The sequence below is a fragment of the Ralstonia sp. 22086 genome (genome assembly GCF_052045975.1).
Classification (GTDB): Bacteria; Pseudomonadota; Gammaproteobacteria; order Burkholderiales; family Burkholderiaceae; genus Ralstonia; species Ralstonia wenshanensis.
Genome location: NZ_JBQEPZ010000007.1, coordinates 21,168 through 36,473, shown reverse-complemented (window position 1 = coordinate 36,473; position 15,306 = coordinate 21,168). Strand labels below are relative to the sequence as shown.

The 15,306-nt window shown below is 64.0% G+C and carries 17 protein-coding genes; 9 read left to right on the top strand and 8 right to left on the bottom strand.

All coding sequences use genetic code 11. The features are described from left to right. The first annotated feature begins 74 nt into the window (after positions 1–74). Positions 75–1,127 (top strand): aldo/keto reductase, encoded by a 1,053-nt coding sequence (locus ACTJK6_RS23880; protein ID WP_440840313.1) that lies wholly within the window; start codon positions 75–77, stop codon positions 1,125–1,127. A gap of 92 nt (positions 1,128–1,219) precedes the next feature. On the opposite strand, the gene ACTJK6_RS23875 is transcribed toward ACTJK6_RS23880, so the two are convergent. The 3 genes from ACTJK6_RS23875 to ACTJK6_RS23865 are packed head-to-tail and all read right to left on the bottom strand — an operon-like array spanning position 1,220 to position 4,082. Beyond that, on the bottom strand, positions 1,220–1,423 hold the full coding sequence (locus ACTJK6_RS23875; RefSeq protein WP_440840312.1) for a DUF2783 domain-containing protein: 204 nt from the start codon (positions 1,421–1,423) through the stop codon (positions 1,220–1,222). Positions 1,424–1,440: 17 nt separating this feature from the next. Then, entirely contained in the window at positions 1,441–3,120 is a 1,680-nt protein-coding gene (locus ACTJK6_RS23870; RefSeq protein WP_440840311.1) for an FAD-dependent oxidoreductase, read from the bottom strand. Positions 3,121–3,122: 2 nt separating this feature from the next. Continuing rightward, positions 3,123–4,082, bottom strand: a complete 960-nt coding sequence (locus ACTJK6_RS23865) for an MBL fold metallo-hydrolase (RefSeq protein WP_232039299.1) — start codon at positions 4,080–4,082, stop codon at positions 3,123–3,125. Between the two features lie 276 nt (positions 4,083–4,358). Here ACTJK6_RS23865 and ACTJK6_RS23860 point away from each other — a divergent pair, with 276 nt between their 5' ends. The 4 genes from ACTJK6_RS23860 (at position 4,359) to ACTJK6_RS23845 (ending at position 8,996) form a co-directional block, all read left to right on the top strand. After that, positions 4,359–5,243: an IclR family transcriptional regulator gene (locus tag ACTJK6_RS23860; protein ID WP_440840310.1), complete on the top strand. Its 885-nt coding sequence runs from the start codon at positions 4,359–4,361 to the stop codon at positions 5,241–5,243. A 114-nt stretch (positions 5,244–5,357) separates the two neighbouring features. Then, positions 5,358–6,410, top strand: a complete 1,053-nt coding sequence (locus ACTJK6_RS23855) for a branched-chain amino acid ABC transporter permease (RefSeq protein WP_440840309.1) — start codon at positions 5,358–5,360, stop codon at positions 6,408–6,410. 4 nt (positions 6,411–6,414) lie between these two features. Then, complete coding sequence (locus tag ACTJK6_RS23850; RefSeq protein ID WP_232039301.1) at positions 6,415–8,241, top strand: branched-chain amino acid ABC transporter ATP-binding protein/permease; 1,827 nt, start codon at positions 6,415–6,417, stop codon at positions 8,239–8,241. An 11-nt stretch (positions 8,242–8,252) separates the two neighbouring features. Continuing rightward, a complete protein-coding gene (locus ACTJK6_RS23845; protein WP_232039302.1) occupies positions 8,253–8,996 on the top strand; it encodes an ABC transporter ATP-binding protein in 744 nt (247 codons plus the stop codon). Positions 8,997–9,014: 18 nt separating this feature from the next. On the opposite strand, the gene ACTJK6_RS23840 is transcribed toward ACTJK6_RS23845, so the two are convergent. Beyond that, positions 9,015–9,356, bottom strand: coding sequence for a hypothetical protein (locus tag ACTJK6_RS23840; RefSeq protein ID WP_232039303.1), 342 nt, complete (start codon positions 9,354–9,356; stop codon positions 9,015–9,017). A gap of 104 nt (positions 9,357–9,460) precedes the next feature. Continuing rightward, positions 9,461–9,970 (bottom strand): GNAT family N-acetyltransferase, encoded by a 510-nt coding sequence (locus ACTJK6_RS23835; protein ID WP_440840308.1) that lies wholly within the window; start codon positions 9,968–9,970, stop codon positions 9,461–9,463. Positions 9,971–10,134: 164 nt separating this feature from the next. On the opposite strand from ACTJK6_RS23835, the gene ACTJK6_RS23830 reads away from it, so the two are divergent. Together ACTJK6_RS23830 and ACTJK6_RS23825 are read left to right on the top strand one after the other, a co-directional pair. Then, positions 10,135–11,007: a D-amino-acid transaminase gene (locus ACTJK6_RS23830; RefSeq protein ID WP_440840307.1), complete on the top strand. Its 873-nt coding sequence runs from the start codon at positions 10,135–10,137 to the stop codon at positions 11,005–11,007. A gap of 65 nt (positions 11,008–11,072) precedes the next feature. Then, entirely contained in the window at positions 11,073–11,627 is a 555-nt protein-coding gene (locus tag ACTJK6_RS23825) for a surface-adhesin E family protein (protein WP_440840306.1), read from the top strand. A 48-nt stretch (positions 11,628–11,675) separates the two neighbouring features. On the opposite strand, the gene ACTJK6_RS23820 is transcribed toward ACTJK6_RS23825, so the two are convergent. From ACTJK6_RS23820 to ACTJK6_RS23810, 3 genes are all read right to left on the bottom strand, one after another. Continuing rightward, positions 11,676–11,984, bottom strand: a complete 309-nt coding sequence (locus ACTJK6_RS23820; protein ID WP_232039307.1) for a hypothetical protein — start codon at positions 11,982–11,984, stop codon at positions 11,676–11,678. Positions 11,985–12,080: 96 nt separating this feature from the next. Beyond that, complete coding sequence (locus tag ACTJK6_RS23815) at positions 12,081–13,031, bottom strand: alpha/beta fold hydrolase (protein ID WP_440840305.1); 951 nt, start codon at positions 13,029–13,031, stop codon at positions 12,081–12,083. Positions 13,032–13,112: 81 nt separating this feature from the next. Then, positions 13,113–14,033, bottom strand: coding sequence for a LysR family transcriptional regulator (locus ACTJK6_RS23810; protein WP_414562429.1), 921 nt, complete (start codon positions 14,031–14,033; stop codon positions 13,113–13,115). A gap of 106 nt (positions 14,034–14,139) precedes the next feature. Between ACTJK6_RS23810 and ACTJK6_RS23805 the strand changes: the two genes are divergently transcribed. Next, positions 14,140–14,391, top strand: a complete 252-nt coding sequence (locus tag ACTJK6_RS23805; RefSeq protein WP_232039310.1) for a DUF2798 domain-containing protein — start codon at positions 14,140–14,142, stop codon at positions 14,389–14,391. A 420-nt stretch (positions 14,392–14,811) separates the two neighbouring features. Next, entirely contained in the window at positions 14,812–15,279 is a 468-nt protein-coding gene (locus ACTJK6_RS23800; RefSeq protein ID WP_440840304.1) for an N-acetyltransferase family protein, read from the top strand. The last annotated feature ends 27 nt before the right edge of the window (positions 15,280–15,306 follow it).

The following is a 15,306-nucleotide window of genomic DNA, read 5'->3' as shown; positions in this document are numbered from 1 at the left end:
TATCCTCTGCGTTGTTTCCCGCATCTGAGCCTGTGCGCTCAGCATTCCATTCCCACCGTATTGGAGTCGATCACATGCGTTACAACCAACTGGGCCGGACTGGCCTGTTTGTATCGGAGCTGTGCCTGGGCACGATGACCTTCGGCGGCAACGACGGCATATGGCAGCACATCGGTGATTTGCAGCAAGCCGACGCTGAGCGCCTGATCGGGCGCGCGCTCGACGCCGGCATCAATTTCATCGATACGGCCGATGTATACGCCAACGGCGTCGCTGAACAGATGACGGGGCAGGCGCTCAAGAACCTGAAAGTGCCGCGCGACAGCGTGGTCGTCGCCACCAAGGTGTTCGGCCAGACCGGCGACAGCGTGAACGCACGCGGCGCCTCACGCCTGCACATCGTGGACGGCATCAAAGCGAGCCTGAAACGGATGCAGCTCGACCATATCGATCTCTATCAGATCCATGGTTTCGACCCGGCCACGCCCATCGAAGAAACCGTGCGTGCGCTCGACACGCTCGTCCAGCATGGCCATGTGCGCTATGTGGGCGTATCGAATTGGGCGGCGTGGCAGATCGTCAAGGCGTTGGGGATTGCCGAGCGGCTCGGCTGCGCACGTTTCGAAAGCCTGCAGGCGTATTACACGGTTGCGGGCCGCGACCTCGAGCGGGAACTGGTGCCGATGCTCAAAAGCGAAGGCCTCGGCCTGATGGTATGGAGCCCGCTGGCTGGCGGCCTGCTCAGCGGCAAATACACGCGCGAACAGCACGGCGAGCAAGACAGCCGCCGCAACAAGTTCGACTTCCCGCCGGTGGATCGTGCGCGTGCCTACACCTGTGTCGATGCCATGCGCGTCATGGCCACTGCGCGCAGTGTGTCGGTCGCGCAGATTGCGCTCGCGTGGCTGCTGCATCAGCGTGCAGTGACCACCGTGATCGTGGGCGCCAAGAAGATCGAGCAGCTCGACGACAACATCGCGGCCACCAAGGTTGAGCTGACGGCGGACGAACTGGCGCAGCTCGATGAGCTGAGCAAGCTGCCGCCCGAATACCCGGGTTGGATGCTGGAGCGGCAAGGTGAGTACCGGCGTGGCCAGCTTGCCGGAATGCGGCAGGCCGGTCGCTAGTCTGCCGGCTCAAAACGTTCGCCTTTGAACACGCGGTGCGGGTTGCCGCGCTCCACCTGATGATGGAGCGCGCGCCGTTGCGCACGCTGCGCTCAGGTTGCCGCCGGCAATGCAAGTCGCGCCGCCGCCAGCGCTTCACGCAATACCGCCATGTCGCCGATATGGTTTGCGAGCAGCAGGATGAGCTGTGCATTGAGCATCGCGCTGTGCTCGTCGTCCAGGTTGCGATGCGCGTCGATCAGCGCTTCGTAAAAGTCATCGGGGCGCGGTAGGTTGGGTTGCGTGTTCAGCGGCATGGCGGTCGGTATTCAGCTCAGGCGGAGACAGTGGCGTGCGGCGTTTCCGCAGGCGCGGTTTGCCCGGTGGCACGAAGCAACGCAGCGGCCAGCTTGGCAGGCTCAAGCGCGCGCCAGCGTGCGCAGACGTGCTGGTCTGGGCGGATCAGGTAGGTCGTGCCGGGGCGCGCGTCATAGCGTTGCGCGACCAGGCCGTCGATGTCTTCCAGCGCGGTCACGTTGGCAGAGACCGTGCCCATGCCGCCAACCGGGAAGATTGCCAGCGTGGGCAGCGGCAGCGCATCGACGTGTTCTCCCGCACCGCAGAAACGTAGCGCCATGAAGCCGCCGTGCAGATGACTGAGGAGCCAATCGGCGCGGCCATCGGCATTGCGCACCGGCGCGTCAAGTGCGACCGCGCCGGGCACGAGTGCGCAGGCGAAGGGCGCTTCATCTTCTGTTTGCAATGAAGAGCCTTCCAGCACGGTCGGCATGGACAGCCGACCGCTGTTGACCAGCGTCCGCGCAAACGGATAGTGCTTGGCCAAGCGCAGCGTGGCATCGCGAAAAAGCCGGCTCACTGCGCTCTTGGGTGTGATGAAGTCGGTCGAGCGGGTGGAGTGACGGATGTTGTCGTCGGCGGCGAACTCGCGCTCGCTCGCGTAGGTGTCGAGCAGCGCGTCGGGCGCATCGCCGTCGAGCACCATGCGCAACTTCCACGCGAGGTTCTCGGCATCCTGCAAGCCGCTGTTGGCGCCGCGTGCGCCGAACGGCGACACCCGATGTGCCGCATCGCCGATAAAGAGCACGCGGCCGTGGCGGAAGCGGTCCATGCGTTCGCACGAGAACGTATAGACGCTGACCCATTCCAGCTCGAAATCGACGCGTTCCCCCAGCAGCGCGCGCACGCGCGGGATGACGCGCTCCGGTTGCTTCTCGGCCACGGGGTCGGCGTCCCAGCCGAGCTGGAAATCGATGCGCCAGACGTTGTCGGGCTGGTGGTGCAGCAGTACTGACTGATTCGGATGGAACGGCGGGTCAAACCAGAACCAACGCTCGCTGGGGAAGGGCGCATCCATGCGAACGTCGGCGATCAGAAAGCGGTCTTTGAACGTCTGGCCACGCGCTTCGAGGCCCATCATGTGTCGTACCGGGCTGCGCGAGCCGTCGGCGGCCACAACGTATTGCGCGCGCTGCTCGTACGTGCCGTCGGGCGTCTCGATGGTGAGCGTCACGCCATCGGCATCCTGTGAGAGGCCCGTCACCTTGTTCTTCCAGCGCAGCTCGATGTTCGGCAAGGCTTGCGCGCGTTGAACAAGAAAGCCTTCCACGTAGTACTGCTGCAGATTGATGAACGCTGGCCGGCGGTGGCCGGTTTCGGGCAGCAGGTCAAAGCTGTAGAGCAGTTCGTTCTTCAGGTAGACCTTGCCGACGTTCCAGCTCACGCCCTTGTCGACCATGCAGTCGCCGCAGCCGAGCCGATCGAAAATCTCCAATGACCGCTTGGAGAAGCAGATCGCGCGCGAGCCGGTGGACAGCATGCAATCGTCGTCGACGACGACCACGGCCACACCTTGCTGCGCCAGATCGATGGCCGTGGCCAACCCCACCGGCCCGGCGCCTACGATGACGACGGGGCGGGCCGCCGGTGCCGCGCCGGGCTCCTGCTCGGCGCACGGCGCATACGGGAAGACGCGGTTCTGGAAGTCGGGATTCATGTTCAGCCTTGCAGGGCAGCCCACATTTCCTTGTCGCGCTCGGCTGTCCAGATGCGCGGGTGCTTGATGCCGCTGGCCTCATCAAAGGCACGCGTCACGTCAAACGGCAGGCAGTGCTCATAGATGAAGACATTGCCGAACTTCGGGTCCATGGCTGCGCGGGTGTGCGCCATGGCGGCCTTCAGGTCCATCTTTTGCGCGACGGCTTCCTTGCCACGTTGCAGCAGCGTGGACACGAAATCCCGCGTATAGGCGAGACCCTTGTCGACTTCGGCTGGATTGAGCAACGCGGGGCCGCGGCCGGGCACGAGCTTGTCGGCGCCGAGCGCGCGCAGTGCATCCAGCGTGGCGGGCCATTCTTCGAGTTGGGCGTCACCGCAGTAGCAGGCAGCGTCGTATTCGACGAGGTCGCCGGAGAACAGCACCTTCTGCGACGGAATCCACACCACCGTGTCGCCCTTCGTGTGGCCGGGCCCGAGGTGCAGGATCTTCACTTCCAACTTGCCCAGGAACAGTGTCAGCTCGCGCTCGAACACCAGCGTCGGCCACGTCAGCCCGGGCACGGTTTCAACGCCCGCGAACAGGCGCGGAAAGCGTTCGATTTCGGATTTCATATCCGCTTCACCGCGCTCGACGATCATTTCGTACGTGCCGCGGCTGGCAATGATGTTCTGCGCGCCTTCGGCAAAGTAGGCTGACGCGCCGAGCACGCGCACGGCGTGATAGTGCGACAGCACCACGTGCTTGATCGGTTTGTCGGTGATGGCGCGGATGCGAGCGATCAGGTCTTGCGCCATCGCGGGCGTGGCGGTGGTGTCGACGATCAACACCGAGTCGTCGCCGATGATGACGCCAGAGTTGGGGTCGCCCTCGGCGGTGTAGGCGTAAGCGTTGGGGGAGAGTTGGGTGAAGGTGACTTGTTTGGCCTCGAGGTCGGCTTGCGAGGCGAAGGCTTTGGCCATTCTGTCACTCCTGGTGTAGTTGATTACGGTTGGGGGAATTGGTTTTCAACGTGCAGGGCTTGGAAAATCTGGGTTGGGGGTGACTGATACCAAGCCATGCCGAACGCTGGCAATCATAGACCGCAGGGTCGGGAGACGCGCCTAGGGTATACGTGAATTATGATTAGAAGCATGATTTCTACAATGCATAAAAATCAAAACTGGCCGTGAAAGCAAAGCTGCGTGCTACGCTCGCAGCACTTTGTCGGCCCAGCCGCAGCCAACGCGCCCCGAGACATGGAGATCACGGAAGTCGAAGACGACCTGCCACCCGATGGCGATGCAGAAGACGCGCGCGCAAGCCGTGACCGCTCGGGCATCCAATCCATCGAGGTCGGCTCTCAATTACTGGTGGCGCTGACGCGTGCCATGCGGGCGATGGCGCTCGGCGATTTGGCACGCGCGGCGGGGATGCATCCATCCAAGGCGCATCGTTATCTGGTGAGCCTGCAGCGCGTGGGGGCCGTGTCGCAGGATCCGCTGACCGGCCGCTACGAACTCGGGCCCTTTGCGCTTCGCCTGGGCCTGGCCAGCCTCAATCGCTCCGATGCCATCGTCCGCACGCGGCCGTTGCTGGCCGGCTTGCGAGACCAGACCGGCCACACCATCGGCATTGCCGTGTGGAGCGATCGTGGCCCGACCGTCGTGCATTGGGAGAAGGCTGGCGGCGCGCCTGGCGTGAACCTGCGTATTGGCGACGTGTTGCCGATGCTCAATTCCGCTACCGGCCGCCTGTTCGGCGCGTATCAGCCGATGGAACAGACGCTGCCGCTTGTAGAGCGGGAGCTGCACGAGCGTGCTGGCGACGACTTGCCCGGGCTGCCGCGTTCGCTTACCGAGTACTACCGTCTGTGCGAAGACGTCCGCACTGAAGGCGCATCATGGGTCACGGGCAGCCTGCTACCGGGCGTGAACGCGCTGTCGCTGCCGGTGTTTGGTGCGCGCGGGCAGCTTGTGCTGGTGTTGATTGCGCTGAATCTGCAACCCCTGTTTCACGCGCAGCGCGGTGGCGAGCTGGAGCACACGCTGCGCACGTTCGTGATGCGCCTGTCTGCCATGCTGCAGGCGCCCGCGGTCAGCCCCGCCAAGGTCAGCAACCGGCGGAGCAAGGCGATGCGTTAGGGTTGTCGCCAATTTCATCCTGTCGTAAGAAATTTACTATCTCGTAACTCGTGGCGCCCCCTTGCCCGGTCCACATCCGGCGCGAACTCCACGACTACAAGAACGAGGAGCTTCATGGACTTGTCGATTGCCGCCATCCTGGCGCAAGACGGCGTGACATCGGGCGCGATCTACGCGCTGCTGGCGCTGGCGCTCGTGCTGGTGTTTTCCGTCACGCGCGTGATCTTCATCCCGCAGGGCGAATTCGTGGCGTATGGCGCGCTCACGCTGGCGGCCATCCAGGCCAACAAGGCGCCGCTGTCGGCCAGCATGCTGGTTGCGCTGGGTGTGCTGACGTTCCTCGTCGAGATGGGCCGCACGCTGCTGCAACCCGAACTGCGTCTGCATGCGTTGCGCACAGGCGCCATCTATGCGGTCAAATACCTGGTCTTTCCGATTGCGGTGTACATCGCCGCCAGCATGCTTGCACCGATGACGTCGCCCATGCCTGTGCAGGTTGCGTTGACACTGCTGATCGTCATTCCAATGGGCCCCATGATCTACCGCCTGGCCTACGAGCCATTGGCCGAAGCCAGCACGCTGGTGCTGCTGATCGTTTCGGTGGGCGTGCACTTTGCGATGGTGGGCCTCGGCCTCGTGATGTTCGGCGCGGAAGGTTCGCGCACGGATCCGTTCTCCGATGCGCGCTTTGATCTGGGTGCGCTCACCGTGTCGGGCCAGAGCCTCTGGGTGGTGGCTGTATCGGTGCTGATGATTGTGGCGCTGTACTTCTACTTTGGCCGCACGGTGTCGGGCAAGGCGCTGCGGGCGACGGCGGTAAACCGGCTGGGTGCGCGGCTCGTCGGCATTGGCACCACACAGGCGGGGCGATTGGCTTTCACGCTTGCGGCGGCGCTTGGCGCGCTGTGCGGCATCCTGATTGCACCGCTGACCACGGTCTACTACGAGTCCGGTTTCCTGATCGGCCTGAAGGGCTTCGTGGGCGCCATCGTGGGTGGGCTCGTGAGCTATCCGGTGGCGGCGCTGGGCGCGCTGCTGGTGGGGCTGCTGGAGTCGTATTCGTCGTTCTGGGCGTCGGCGTTCAAGGAGGTGATCGTATTTACGCTCATCATTCCCGTGCTGCTGTGGCGGTCGCTCACCACCAAGCATGTCGAGGAAGAGGAATAAGCCGATGAACACGCTGACCAAATCTTCGGAAGGCCCTGCGCAGCGCAACTGGCTTTCTCGCAATCGCGTGCTGACCGCCTTCTTTGTGGTTGTGCTTGCGTTGATTCCGATCGTGCCCACGCCCGAATTCTGGATCACGCTGCTGAACTACATCGGGCTGTATAGCCTCGTTGCGCTGGGGCTGGTGCTGCTCACGGGGGTGGGCGGGCTGACCTCGTTCGGGCAAGCGGCGTTCGTCGGCCTTGGTGCATACAGCACCGCGTATCTGACGACGCAGTATGGTGTGTCGCCGTGGATCGGCTTGCTGGCCGGGATCGTCATCACCGTGGTCAGCGCCTATGTGATCGGCCTGATCACGATGCGCATGTCGGGCCACTACCTGCCTCTGGCGACGATTGCGTGGGGCCTCTCGTTGTTCTTCCTGTTCGGCAACCTGGAATTCCTGGGCAAGTACGACGGGCTGAACGGCATTCCGGTGCTGAACGTGCTCGGCAAATCGTTGCAGACCGGGCGCGAGATGTTCTATCTGATCTGGGCCGTCGTCGTCGTGGCAGTGCTGGCGGTGCAGAACCTGCTGAATTCGCGCCCGGGCCGGGCTATCCGCGCGCTCAAGGGTGGCGGCACGATGGCCGAAGCCATGGGCGTGAACACGGCGTGGATGAAGGTGGTGATCTTCGTGTTTGCGGCGGTGCTGGCGTGCATTTCGGGCTTCCTCTATGCGCATCTGCAGCGCGCGGTGAACCCGACGCCGTTCGGTCTGAACTACGGTATCGAATACCTGTTCATGGCAGTGGTCGGTGGCGTGGGCCACGTGTGGGGCGCGGTGCTTGGCGCGGGTTTGCTGACCATCCTGAAAGACAGCCTGCAAAGCATTCTGCCGAAGCTGCTGGGCTCCAACGGCAACTTCGAGATCATTGTGTTTGGCGTGCTGCTTGTGCTGTTGCTGCAGTACGCGCGTGACGGCGTATGGCCGTTCATCCGCAAGCTGTTTCCCTCGGCACCGACGGCCCGTGCACCCGACGACGCACCGGCGCTCAAGCAGCGCGAGAAGCCGCATGCCGGTGAGCTGATCCTCGACGTACGCTCTGCACGCAAGGAGTTTGGCGGCCTGGTTGCCGTGAACGACGTCAGCTTCCAGGTGAAAGCCGGCGAGATCATCGGCCTGATCGGCCCCAATGGCGCAGGCAAGTCGACCACCTTCAACCTCGTGACAGGCGTGCTGCCGGTCACGCGTGGAGAGGTGCTCTACCGCGGCGAGCACATCAGCGGCATGCCTTCGCGCGAGATCGTCAAACGCGGCATCGGCCGTACCTTCCAGCATGTGCAATTGCTCTCGGGCATGACCGTGCTGGAAAACGTAGCGCTTGGCGCCCACCTGCGGGGCGACTTCGCGGCCCAGGGCGGCGTGCTCGCCAGCGTGGTGCGCATGAACCAGGCCGAAGAGCAAAAGCTGCTGTTTGAAGCGCGCCGCCAACTGGAACGCGTTGGCCTGGCCGATTGCATGTATCAGGAAGCCGGCAGCCTGGCGCTGGGCCAGCAACGCATTCTGGAAATCGCCCGCGCACTGTGCTGCGATCCGGCGCTGCTGCTGCTGGATGAGCCGGCCGCCGGCCTGCGCTACAAGGAAAAGCAGGCGCTGGCTGCGCTGCTCACCAAGCTGAAAGCCGAAGGCATGAGCGTGCTGCTGGTTGAGCACGACATGGACTTCGTCATGAACCTCACCGATCGGCTGGTCGTCATGGAATTCGGCACCAAGATTGCCGAAGGGCTGCCGCAGGAAGTGCAGCAGAACCCCGCCGTGCTGGAAGCCTATCTGGGCGGCGTGGAATAAGGAGAGCGCGCATGTCTGTCATCTTGGAAGTGAAGGACCTGCACGTCCGCTATGGCAAGGTGGAGGCGCTGCATGGCGCCAACCTGAAGGTGGGAGCGGGCCAGATCGTGACGGTTATCGGCCCGAACGGCGCGGGCAAATCGACGATGCTGGGCGCCATCATGGGCGCACTACCGACCTCCGGTTCGGCCAGCGGCGTGGTCTCGTATCTCGGCCACAACCTGACCGGTCTGCCGGTCGAAAAGCGCGTGGCACGCGGTATGTGCCTCGTCCCGGAAAAGCGCGAGCTGTTTGCCACCATGAGCGTGGAAGACAACCTCGTGCTCGGCGCGTACCGCCGCAAGCGTGCGGGCGAGCGCAACTACCTCGATCAGATGGAGATGGTGTACGACCTGTTCCCGCGCCTGAAAGAGCGGCGCATGCAGGAAGCCGGCACCCTCTCTGGGGGCGAGCGCCAGATGCTGGCCGTGGGTCGCGCATTGATGGCCAAGCCCCAGTTGCTGATGCTGGATGAGCCGAGCCTCGGCCTCGCGCCGCTCATCGTCAAAGAGATCTTCCACATCATCAGCGACCTGCGCAAAACCGGCGTGGCAACGCTGCTGATCGAGCAGAACGCACGCGCTGCGTTGCAGGTGGCCGACTACGGTTATGTGCTGGAAACGGGCGACATGACGCTCGAAGGCCCGGCGCAGGAACTGGCCGTCAACCCGCGCGTGATCGAGACCTATCTGGGCCTGGCGAAGAAGGCCGCCTGAGCGCGGCCGTGCGCAGGATCAATCGTCGTCGTCATGACGATGGTGCTTGCGCCATTCACGCTCGCGCCAGCGTTGTTCGCGCCATTGGCGTTCCTGCCATTCGCGGCCGCGGCCATCGTCGTAGTAGCCAGGCGCAACGATAACCGGCTGCGGCGCGACATAGACCGGCGGCGGCGCGTAGTAGGCCGGCGGCGGGGGCGGTGCGTACACCGGCGCTGGAGCATAGACCGGCGCGGGCTCGACATAGACCGGCGCAACAGGCACGCCGATTCCGATGTCGACATTGACGCGGGCCAGAGCCGCCTGTGACGACAGCGCGGCAGCGGCTGCCAGCACGTACAGCGCGAAGTTCTTATGCATGTAGCAATTCCTCAAGACGCCGCACTGTAGTGGAATGGGGCGCGCGCAGTCTTACAGAAGATATACGGATGTTGCAAATTGTAGCGGAGTGACGCGAGGGGCGCTCATGGCAGTGCGCGTTCCATCAATTCAGCGTCTTCGCCGTAGATGGCGCGCAGGGCTCCCCACGCGGCGCTGTCCATGTCAGCAGGCCGATAACCCAGGCGGCGCCAGAAGCCATCCGCGCCTTGCACCGCTACCAGCCGGGATTGGCCCAGACCTTGAGCCCGGGCGCTGGCGCATGCCATCGTGTAAAGCCGCTCGCCCAAACGCTGGCCACGGCCCTCCGGCGCGATAGCCATGTCATGCACGAACCAGAAAGCATCCGTTGCATCGGTGTCGGGCAGCGGCACGTGCAATTTGGGCGGTGCCCATGCGTGCCACGCATGCGAGAGCAGGTAGCCGACCACCTCACGACCGCGCAGCGCGACGAGGCACATGGCCGGGCTGCGCGCCCAGCGGCTGGCAAGCGCATCGCCCGGTTCCAGAAACCCGTCGCCGTAGCACGCCTGCTGCACGGCCAGGATGCCGGGCAGGTCGTCTGCAACGATCGGGCGGATGGTGAGTTGGGACATTGGCGCGCGACTGCTGAAAAACGGCAGAGTTTAACGGAGGGGTTCCGTGCATCATGCTGTTTTCGCATAACGTGGGCACACATCGGTATTCGCGGCATGGCGCACGTATCCTGTAGATTCGTTGGCAGGGCAGTCCCGCCCGCACCTGAATTCCTTCTCCCAGCATGTCCCGAATCATCTTCCTGAACGGCCAATACGTGCCGGCCGCCGAAGCCACTGTCTCTGTCATGGATCGCGGCTTCACCTTTGCCGACGGCATCTATGAGGTGACCGCCGTGGCGCGCGGCAAGCTCGTCGACAACGACGCGCACCTCGCCCGCCTGACGCGCTCGCTGTCCGAGATCGGCATCGAGAACCCATACACCGCCGCTGAATGGACGCGTGTGTGCGAAGAGCTGGTAGCGCGCAACGGCCTGGAAGAGGGCGTGGTCTACATGCAGGTCACGCGCGGCGTGGCCGAGCGCGATTTCGGCATCCCCACAGACATCACGCCGACGGCCGTGGCGTTCACGCAGGTCAAATCCATCGTCAACAGCCCGCTGGCGAAGAAGGGCGCAACCGTGGTGACGGTGCCCGACCTGCGCTGGAAGCGTTGCGACATCAAGAGCGTTGGCCTGTTGCCGCAGGTCATGGCCAAGCAGATCGCTGCCCGCGCCGGTGCGCACGAAGCCTGGATGACCGACGGCGACCGCGTGACCGAGGGCGCGTCGTCGACCGCGTTCATCATCACCGCAGATCAGCGGTTAATTACGCGGCCGCTGTCGAACGCCGTGCTGCCGGGCATCACGCGCGTGTCGATCCTGGCGCTGGCGCGCGAACATGGCCTGACGCTGGAGGAACGCACCTTTACCGTGGCCGAAGCCCAGCAAGCTGCCGAAGCGTTCTATACGAGCGCGTCGACGTTCGTGATGCCGGTGGTGTTCATCGATGGCGTGCAGATCGGCAACGGCCAGCCTGGCCCGCTCACGCAGGCACTGCGCACGCTGTATCTGCGCTTTGCCGGCGTGGACGTTGCCGAGCCCGTTGGCCAGATGTGATGTAAGCGGTTGCGCCATCGCGGTAGAATCGCCCGCTGAGTTTTTGTAGCAAGGCGAGATATCCCATGACAACAGGAGGCTGGCGCTGGCAAAGCGCCATCGCGGCGACCGCTCTGGTGGCCGCGCAGTGGGCAGCGATGCCCGTATCCGCACAAACCGTGTCCGCGTCGGCGGCAGTGCCGACAGCGTCCGCGCAAGCCGTGACGGGCGGTGCCACACCCGCGCCTGAATCGGCCAGCACCGATTCCCGCTGGCGCCGGTTCGAGAGCATCAATGGCATCGTGTCGTATATCGACCGGCAATCGGTCAAGCCGCAGCCCAGCGCCGAAGCGGATGCCGATTCGCATACCGTGCACTTCCGACTGCTGCGCAACGTGCTACCCGACTTCACGATCAAAACGGCAGATGGGCAGCCGATCCGCTCTTCCGTCAAGCAGGTGGTGCTCGATTGCGCGCGACATAGCTACACGGTGATTGCGCAAACGCTCTATCGCGCGCGCAATGCCAGTGGCAAGCCGCTTTACCAGATCCACTACGGCGACGAGGCACAAAGCCGCTCGCTGCGCGAAGGCAGCGTGTTCGAATGGATTGCCGGCCGCTTTTGCGGGGCGGGCCGCTAACGCTGTGGTGCGCAAGGGCGGTGTCAATGCCGCCCGCCACGTTCCCGTTCAGATGGGCGCAGCCTCCCGGCTGTCGCTTCCGTCCTCGCTTTCTTCACGGCCCCGCGCGTAGGGCTGTCGCTCCTGCTCAAGCTCCGGATACCGACGTGACGCGAAGCCCATGGCGGCTTCGTACGAGCCAAACTGGTTGGATTCGGCGGCCACACCGTCGTTGACCAAAATTGCGTACCACTTCCCGTAGAGCGGGCCGTACACCACGACCTTGCTTTTCATTGTCTTGTCCCTGTTTCTTGTATCGATGGCCGGCAACGCGGTTTGCGCGAAGCGGCGGCTCGAGCCGTCCGGGCGCCAGGTCATGGCGCGCCGTCAGCGTGGTGGCGGACGATGATTACAGTGTGTTACACGCGCGTCAACGTTTGCGTTGGGCGCAATCCTCTAGTGGCGCTAGGGGCGTCAGGCCGGTGCCAGCGTGCCGGCCACTCGGGCCTGCTGGAGTTCGGCGGGCTCGTGGCCTGATTCAACATAGTTGGCAAAGCGCGCGATGCAGTCCGCCACCCAGTCGGGGCGACGCAGGGGCAGCCAATGGCCGGCGTCGACCTCGTGGCGCCAGTAGTGCGACACCCAGGCTTCCACAGCGCGCGTCACGGCGGGGCTGACGTAGCGATCGCGCGTGGGCACGATCAACTGCACGGGGGCATGCGGTGCACGCGCCTGGGGGCGGGCGAGGCGATCGCGGAAATTTGCGCGATACATGCGCACGCCGTTGCAGGCATCGCGCACAAGCGTCGGCCGCGGCGCTTCGACGCGTATGCCTTCCGTCTTGTGCAGCCACCACGGCCAGGCGCGCGCCACCCACAGCCGCCACGACCATTCGGGCACCAGCGGCAGGTGGAAATATCCCACGTACCACGATTGCAGCCGCTGCTTCCACACCGCGCGCTTGGCTGTCCATGTGCCGGCATCAAGCTGCGTGCGCATCCAGTGGCCGACGTGGTCTAGGCACGGGCCCGAGATCGATGTGTACGAAGCGATGCGCCCGCGTAGCCGGTCCGTCGTTACCGATTCCCAGCTATGGATGGAGCCCCAGTCGTGCCCGACCAGATGGAAGCGCTCGCCGGGCAGCAGCGCATCGGCGACGGCGGCAAGGTCGTCGACAAATTCGGGGATGCGGTAACCGGTGGTATCTGCCGGAGCGTCCGACAACCCGGCACCGCGCACGTCGAAGGTCAGCACGCGGCGGTCGTGCGCCAGGGTATCGCGCACACCGTGCCAGACGGAACTGTCATCCGGATAGCCATGCACGAGAACGATGGCGGGGCGCTGCCGCGCAAACGCGTCGGCGGGCAGGGTCATGCGGGCATGCAGGCGAATGTTGCCGGAACGCACCACGTGGCTGCTGTGCATCGGGTCTCCAGTGAAATTGGCGCGGGAGTCTCCAGCCTATGGGGCAATCGGCAGATGCGACAACGCGTGTTTTTACCCGTTTCAAGCAGCGTATGAAGCACTCGGCGCGGCGTCCGTCTGCAGCAATGGAGTGGCTGCGGTGAAGGCCGCCAGATGCTCCAGCAGCGTCCTCACCTTGCGTGGCAACTGTTGTTGCGGCCACACCGCGTAGATGGGCCGCTGCGGCGTACGCCATTCCGGCAGCAGGCGCACCAGCCGGCCTGCCTCAAGCGCCTGATGGCAGAGCGTGCGTGGGCAATACAGCAGGCCAAGGCCCGTTTCCGCCAGCGTCACGCCCAGTTCGATGTCATTCAGGTCGCAGCGGCCATGAGGCTGCAGTTCGATGGTTTCCTCGCCGTCGGGTGAGGTGAAGCGCCATGTCGACAGCGGCGACGACACCAATAACTGATGCTGTTGCAGTTCATGCGGATGTGTCGGGGCACCATGCTTGGCCACATACGCGGGCGAGGCCACCAGCACCATCCCGATGACGCCCAGCCGGCGCTGCCGCAGCTTCGGGTCGTCCTGCTGGCCGACGCGGATGGCAAGATCAGCGCCGTGCCGCCATACGTCTTCATTGCGATTGCTGAGCAACAACTCCAGGCGGATCTCCGGCCACGTCGCCATGAAGCTCGCATAGGCGGGTGCGAGCAGCCCGCGCGACAGGTTCAGCGGCGCCAGCACGCGCAGGGTGCCCTTCACCTGGTTGAGATCGTCGTCGAGCGTGGCCGTGGTTTGCGCAAGCGCGGTCAGCAGCGGGCGGCATTGCTCGTAATAGAGCTGGCCTTCCGGCGTGGGCTTCAGGCTGCGGGCGCTGCGCAGCAGAAGCTGGCAACCAAGCGCTGTCTCTAGCTTCTGCAGGCGCCGCGTGAGCGTGGCGGGCGGCAGGTTGGCATGGCGGGCCGCGGCCTGCAGGCTGCCGAGGTCCACGATGGAAACAAAGAGAGCCAAATCGTCGAGCATGATTCCATTTTTGGAATTTAAGTTTCAATAAACGTCTATAGTTTCTCGAAACGCGGTTGTCTAGCATACCGTCAATCACATTTGATGGCTTGCAAGGAGAACCGCCATGTCGATGCCCGTTTCCACTCCCACACGTCTTCGTATCATTTTTGCGTGGCTGATGTCCGGCCTGATGTCGCTGTTGATGACCGGCTGGATCGGCTGGATCAACGCCGGTATCAGCCCTGATTTTCTCGCGCGCTGGGCGCATGCCTTCGTGCTGGCCTGGCCGGCTGCGTTCACCATCGTGCTGATTGCGGCACCGATGGTGCAGCGGCTGACGCAGCGTCTGGTGTTGCCCAATCCAGCACAACCCTGAAAAGAAAACAGCCCACCGGGAGGACGGTGGGCTGCAAGGTTGACAGCAGGAAAGACCGATTGAAGCGGACGCCGGACTGACATCCCTTGTGGTCCGGCGGTATGGCTGGTACAACACCCGACCCTTATCGTAGTGACGCTGATGTGCGTGGAGATCGCACTGCCCGGTACCGGGTCGTGACCGGGCCATGGAGCGCACTTTAGTGGGTCGAGGCTTTCAGCAAACTTTCTTCCGGCAACGACTTGTCTCCGGACAATCCCTAGGGCGGTGCGCTGCACACGCGCTGCTCATGGCGTCGCCCCACATGGCAACCGAGGCACGGAAGCACAAGCTAAGCCAAACGGTGGGAAGGCTGGCTGCACGCAGGGCAGCCGGCTGGCAGAATGCGCGAGCGATGCCACCCGCTCCATTCAGCCCTCCATGCCTACACCCGACGACCTGCAGATCCGCCCCATCCGCCAAGACGACTTCGCTGCCTGGAAACCTCTCTGGGATGGCTACAACGCCTTTTACGGACGCGCGGGCGAAACAGCCTTACCTGACACCGTCACGCAGACGACCTGGCAGCGTTTCTTCGATGAGGCCGAGCCGGTCTACGCCCTGGTTGCCGAGCGGGAGGGCGCATTGCTCGGCATCGTGCATTTCCTATTCCACCGCAGTACCACGCAGGTGCAGATGAGCTGCTATCTGCAAGACCTTTTCACCGCCGAAGCCGCACGCGGGCAGGGCGTTGGTCGCGCGCTGATCGAGGCGGTCTATCGCCGCGCCACAGAGGCAGGCTTGCCCCGCGTCTACTGGCAGACCCACGAAACGAACACCACTGCGATGAGGCTTTACGACACCGTGGCTGAAAAATCCGGCTTCGTTGTTTATCGCAAATTTCTGTAGGCGTGCGGTGCGGGAATCGTGCGTTCG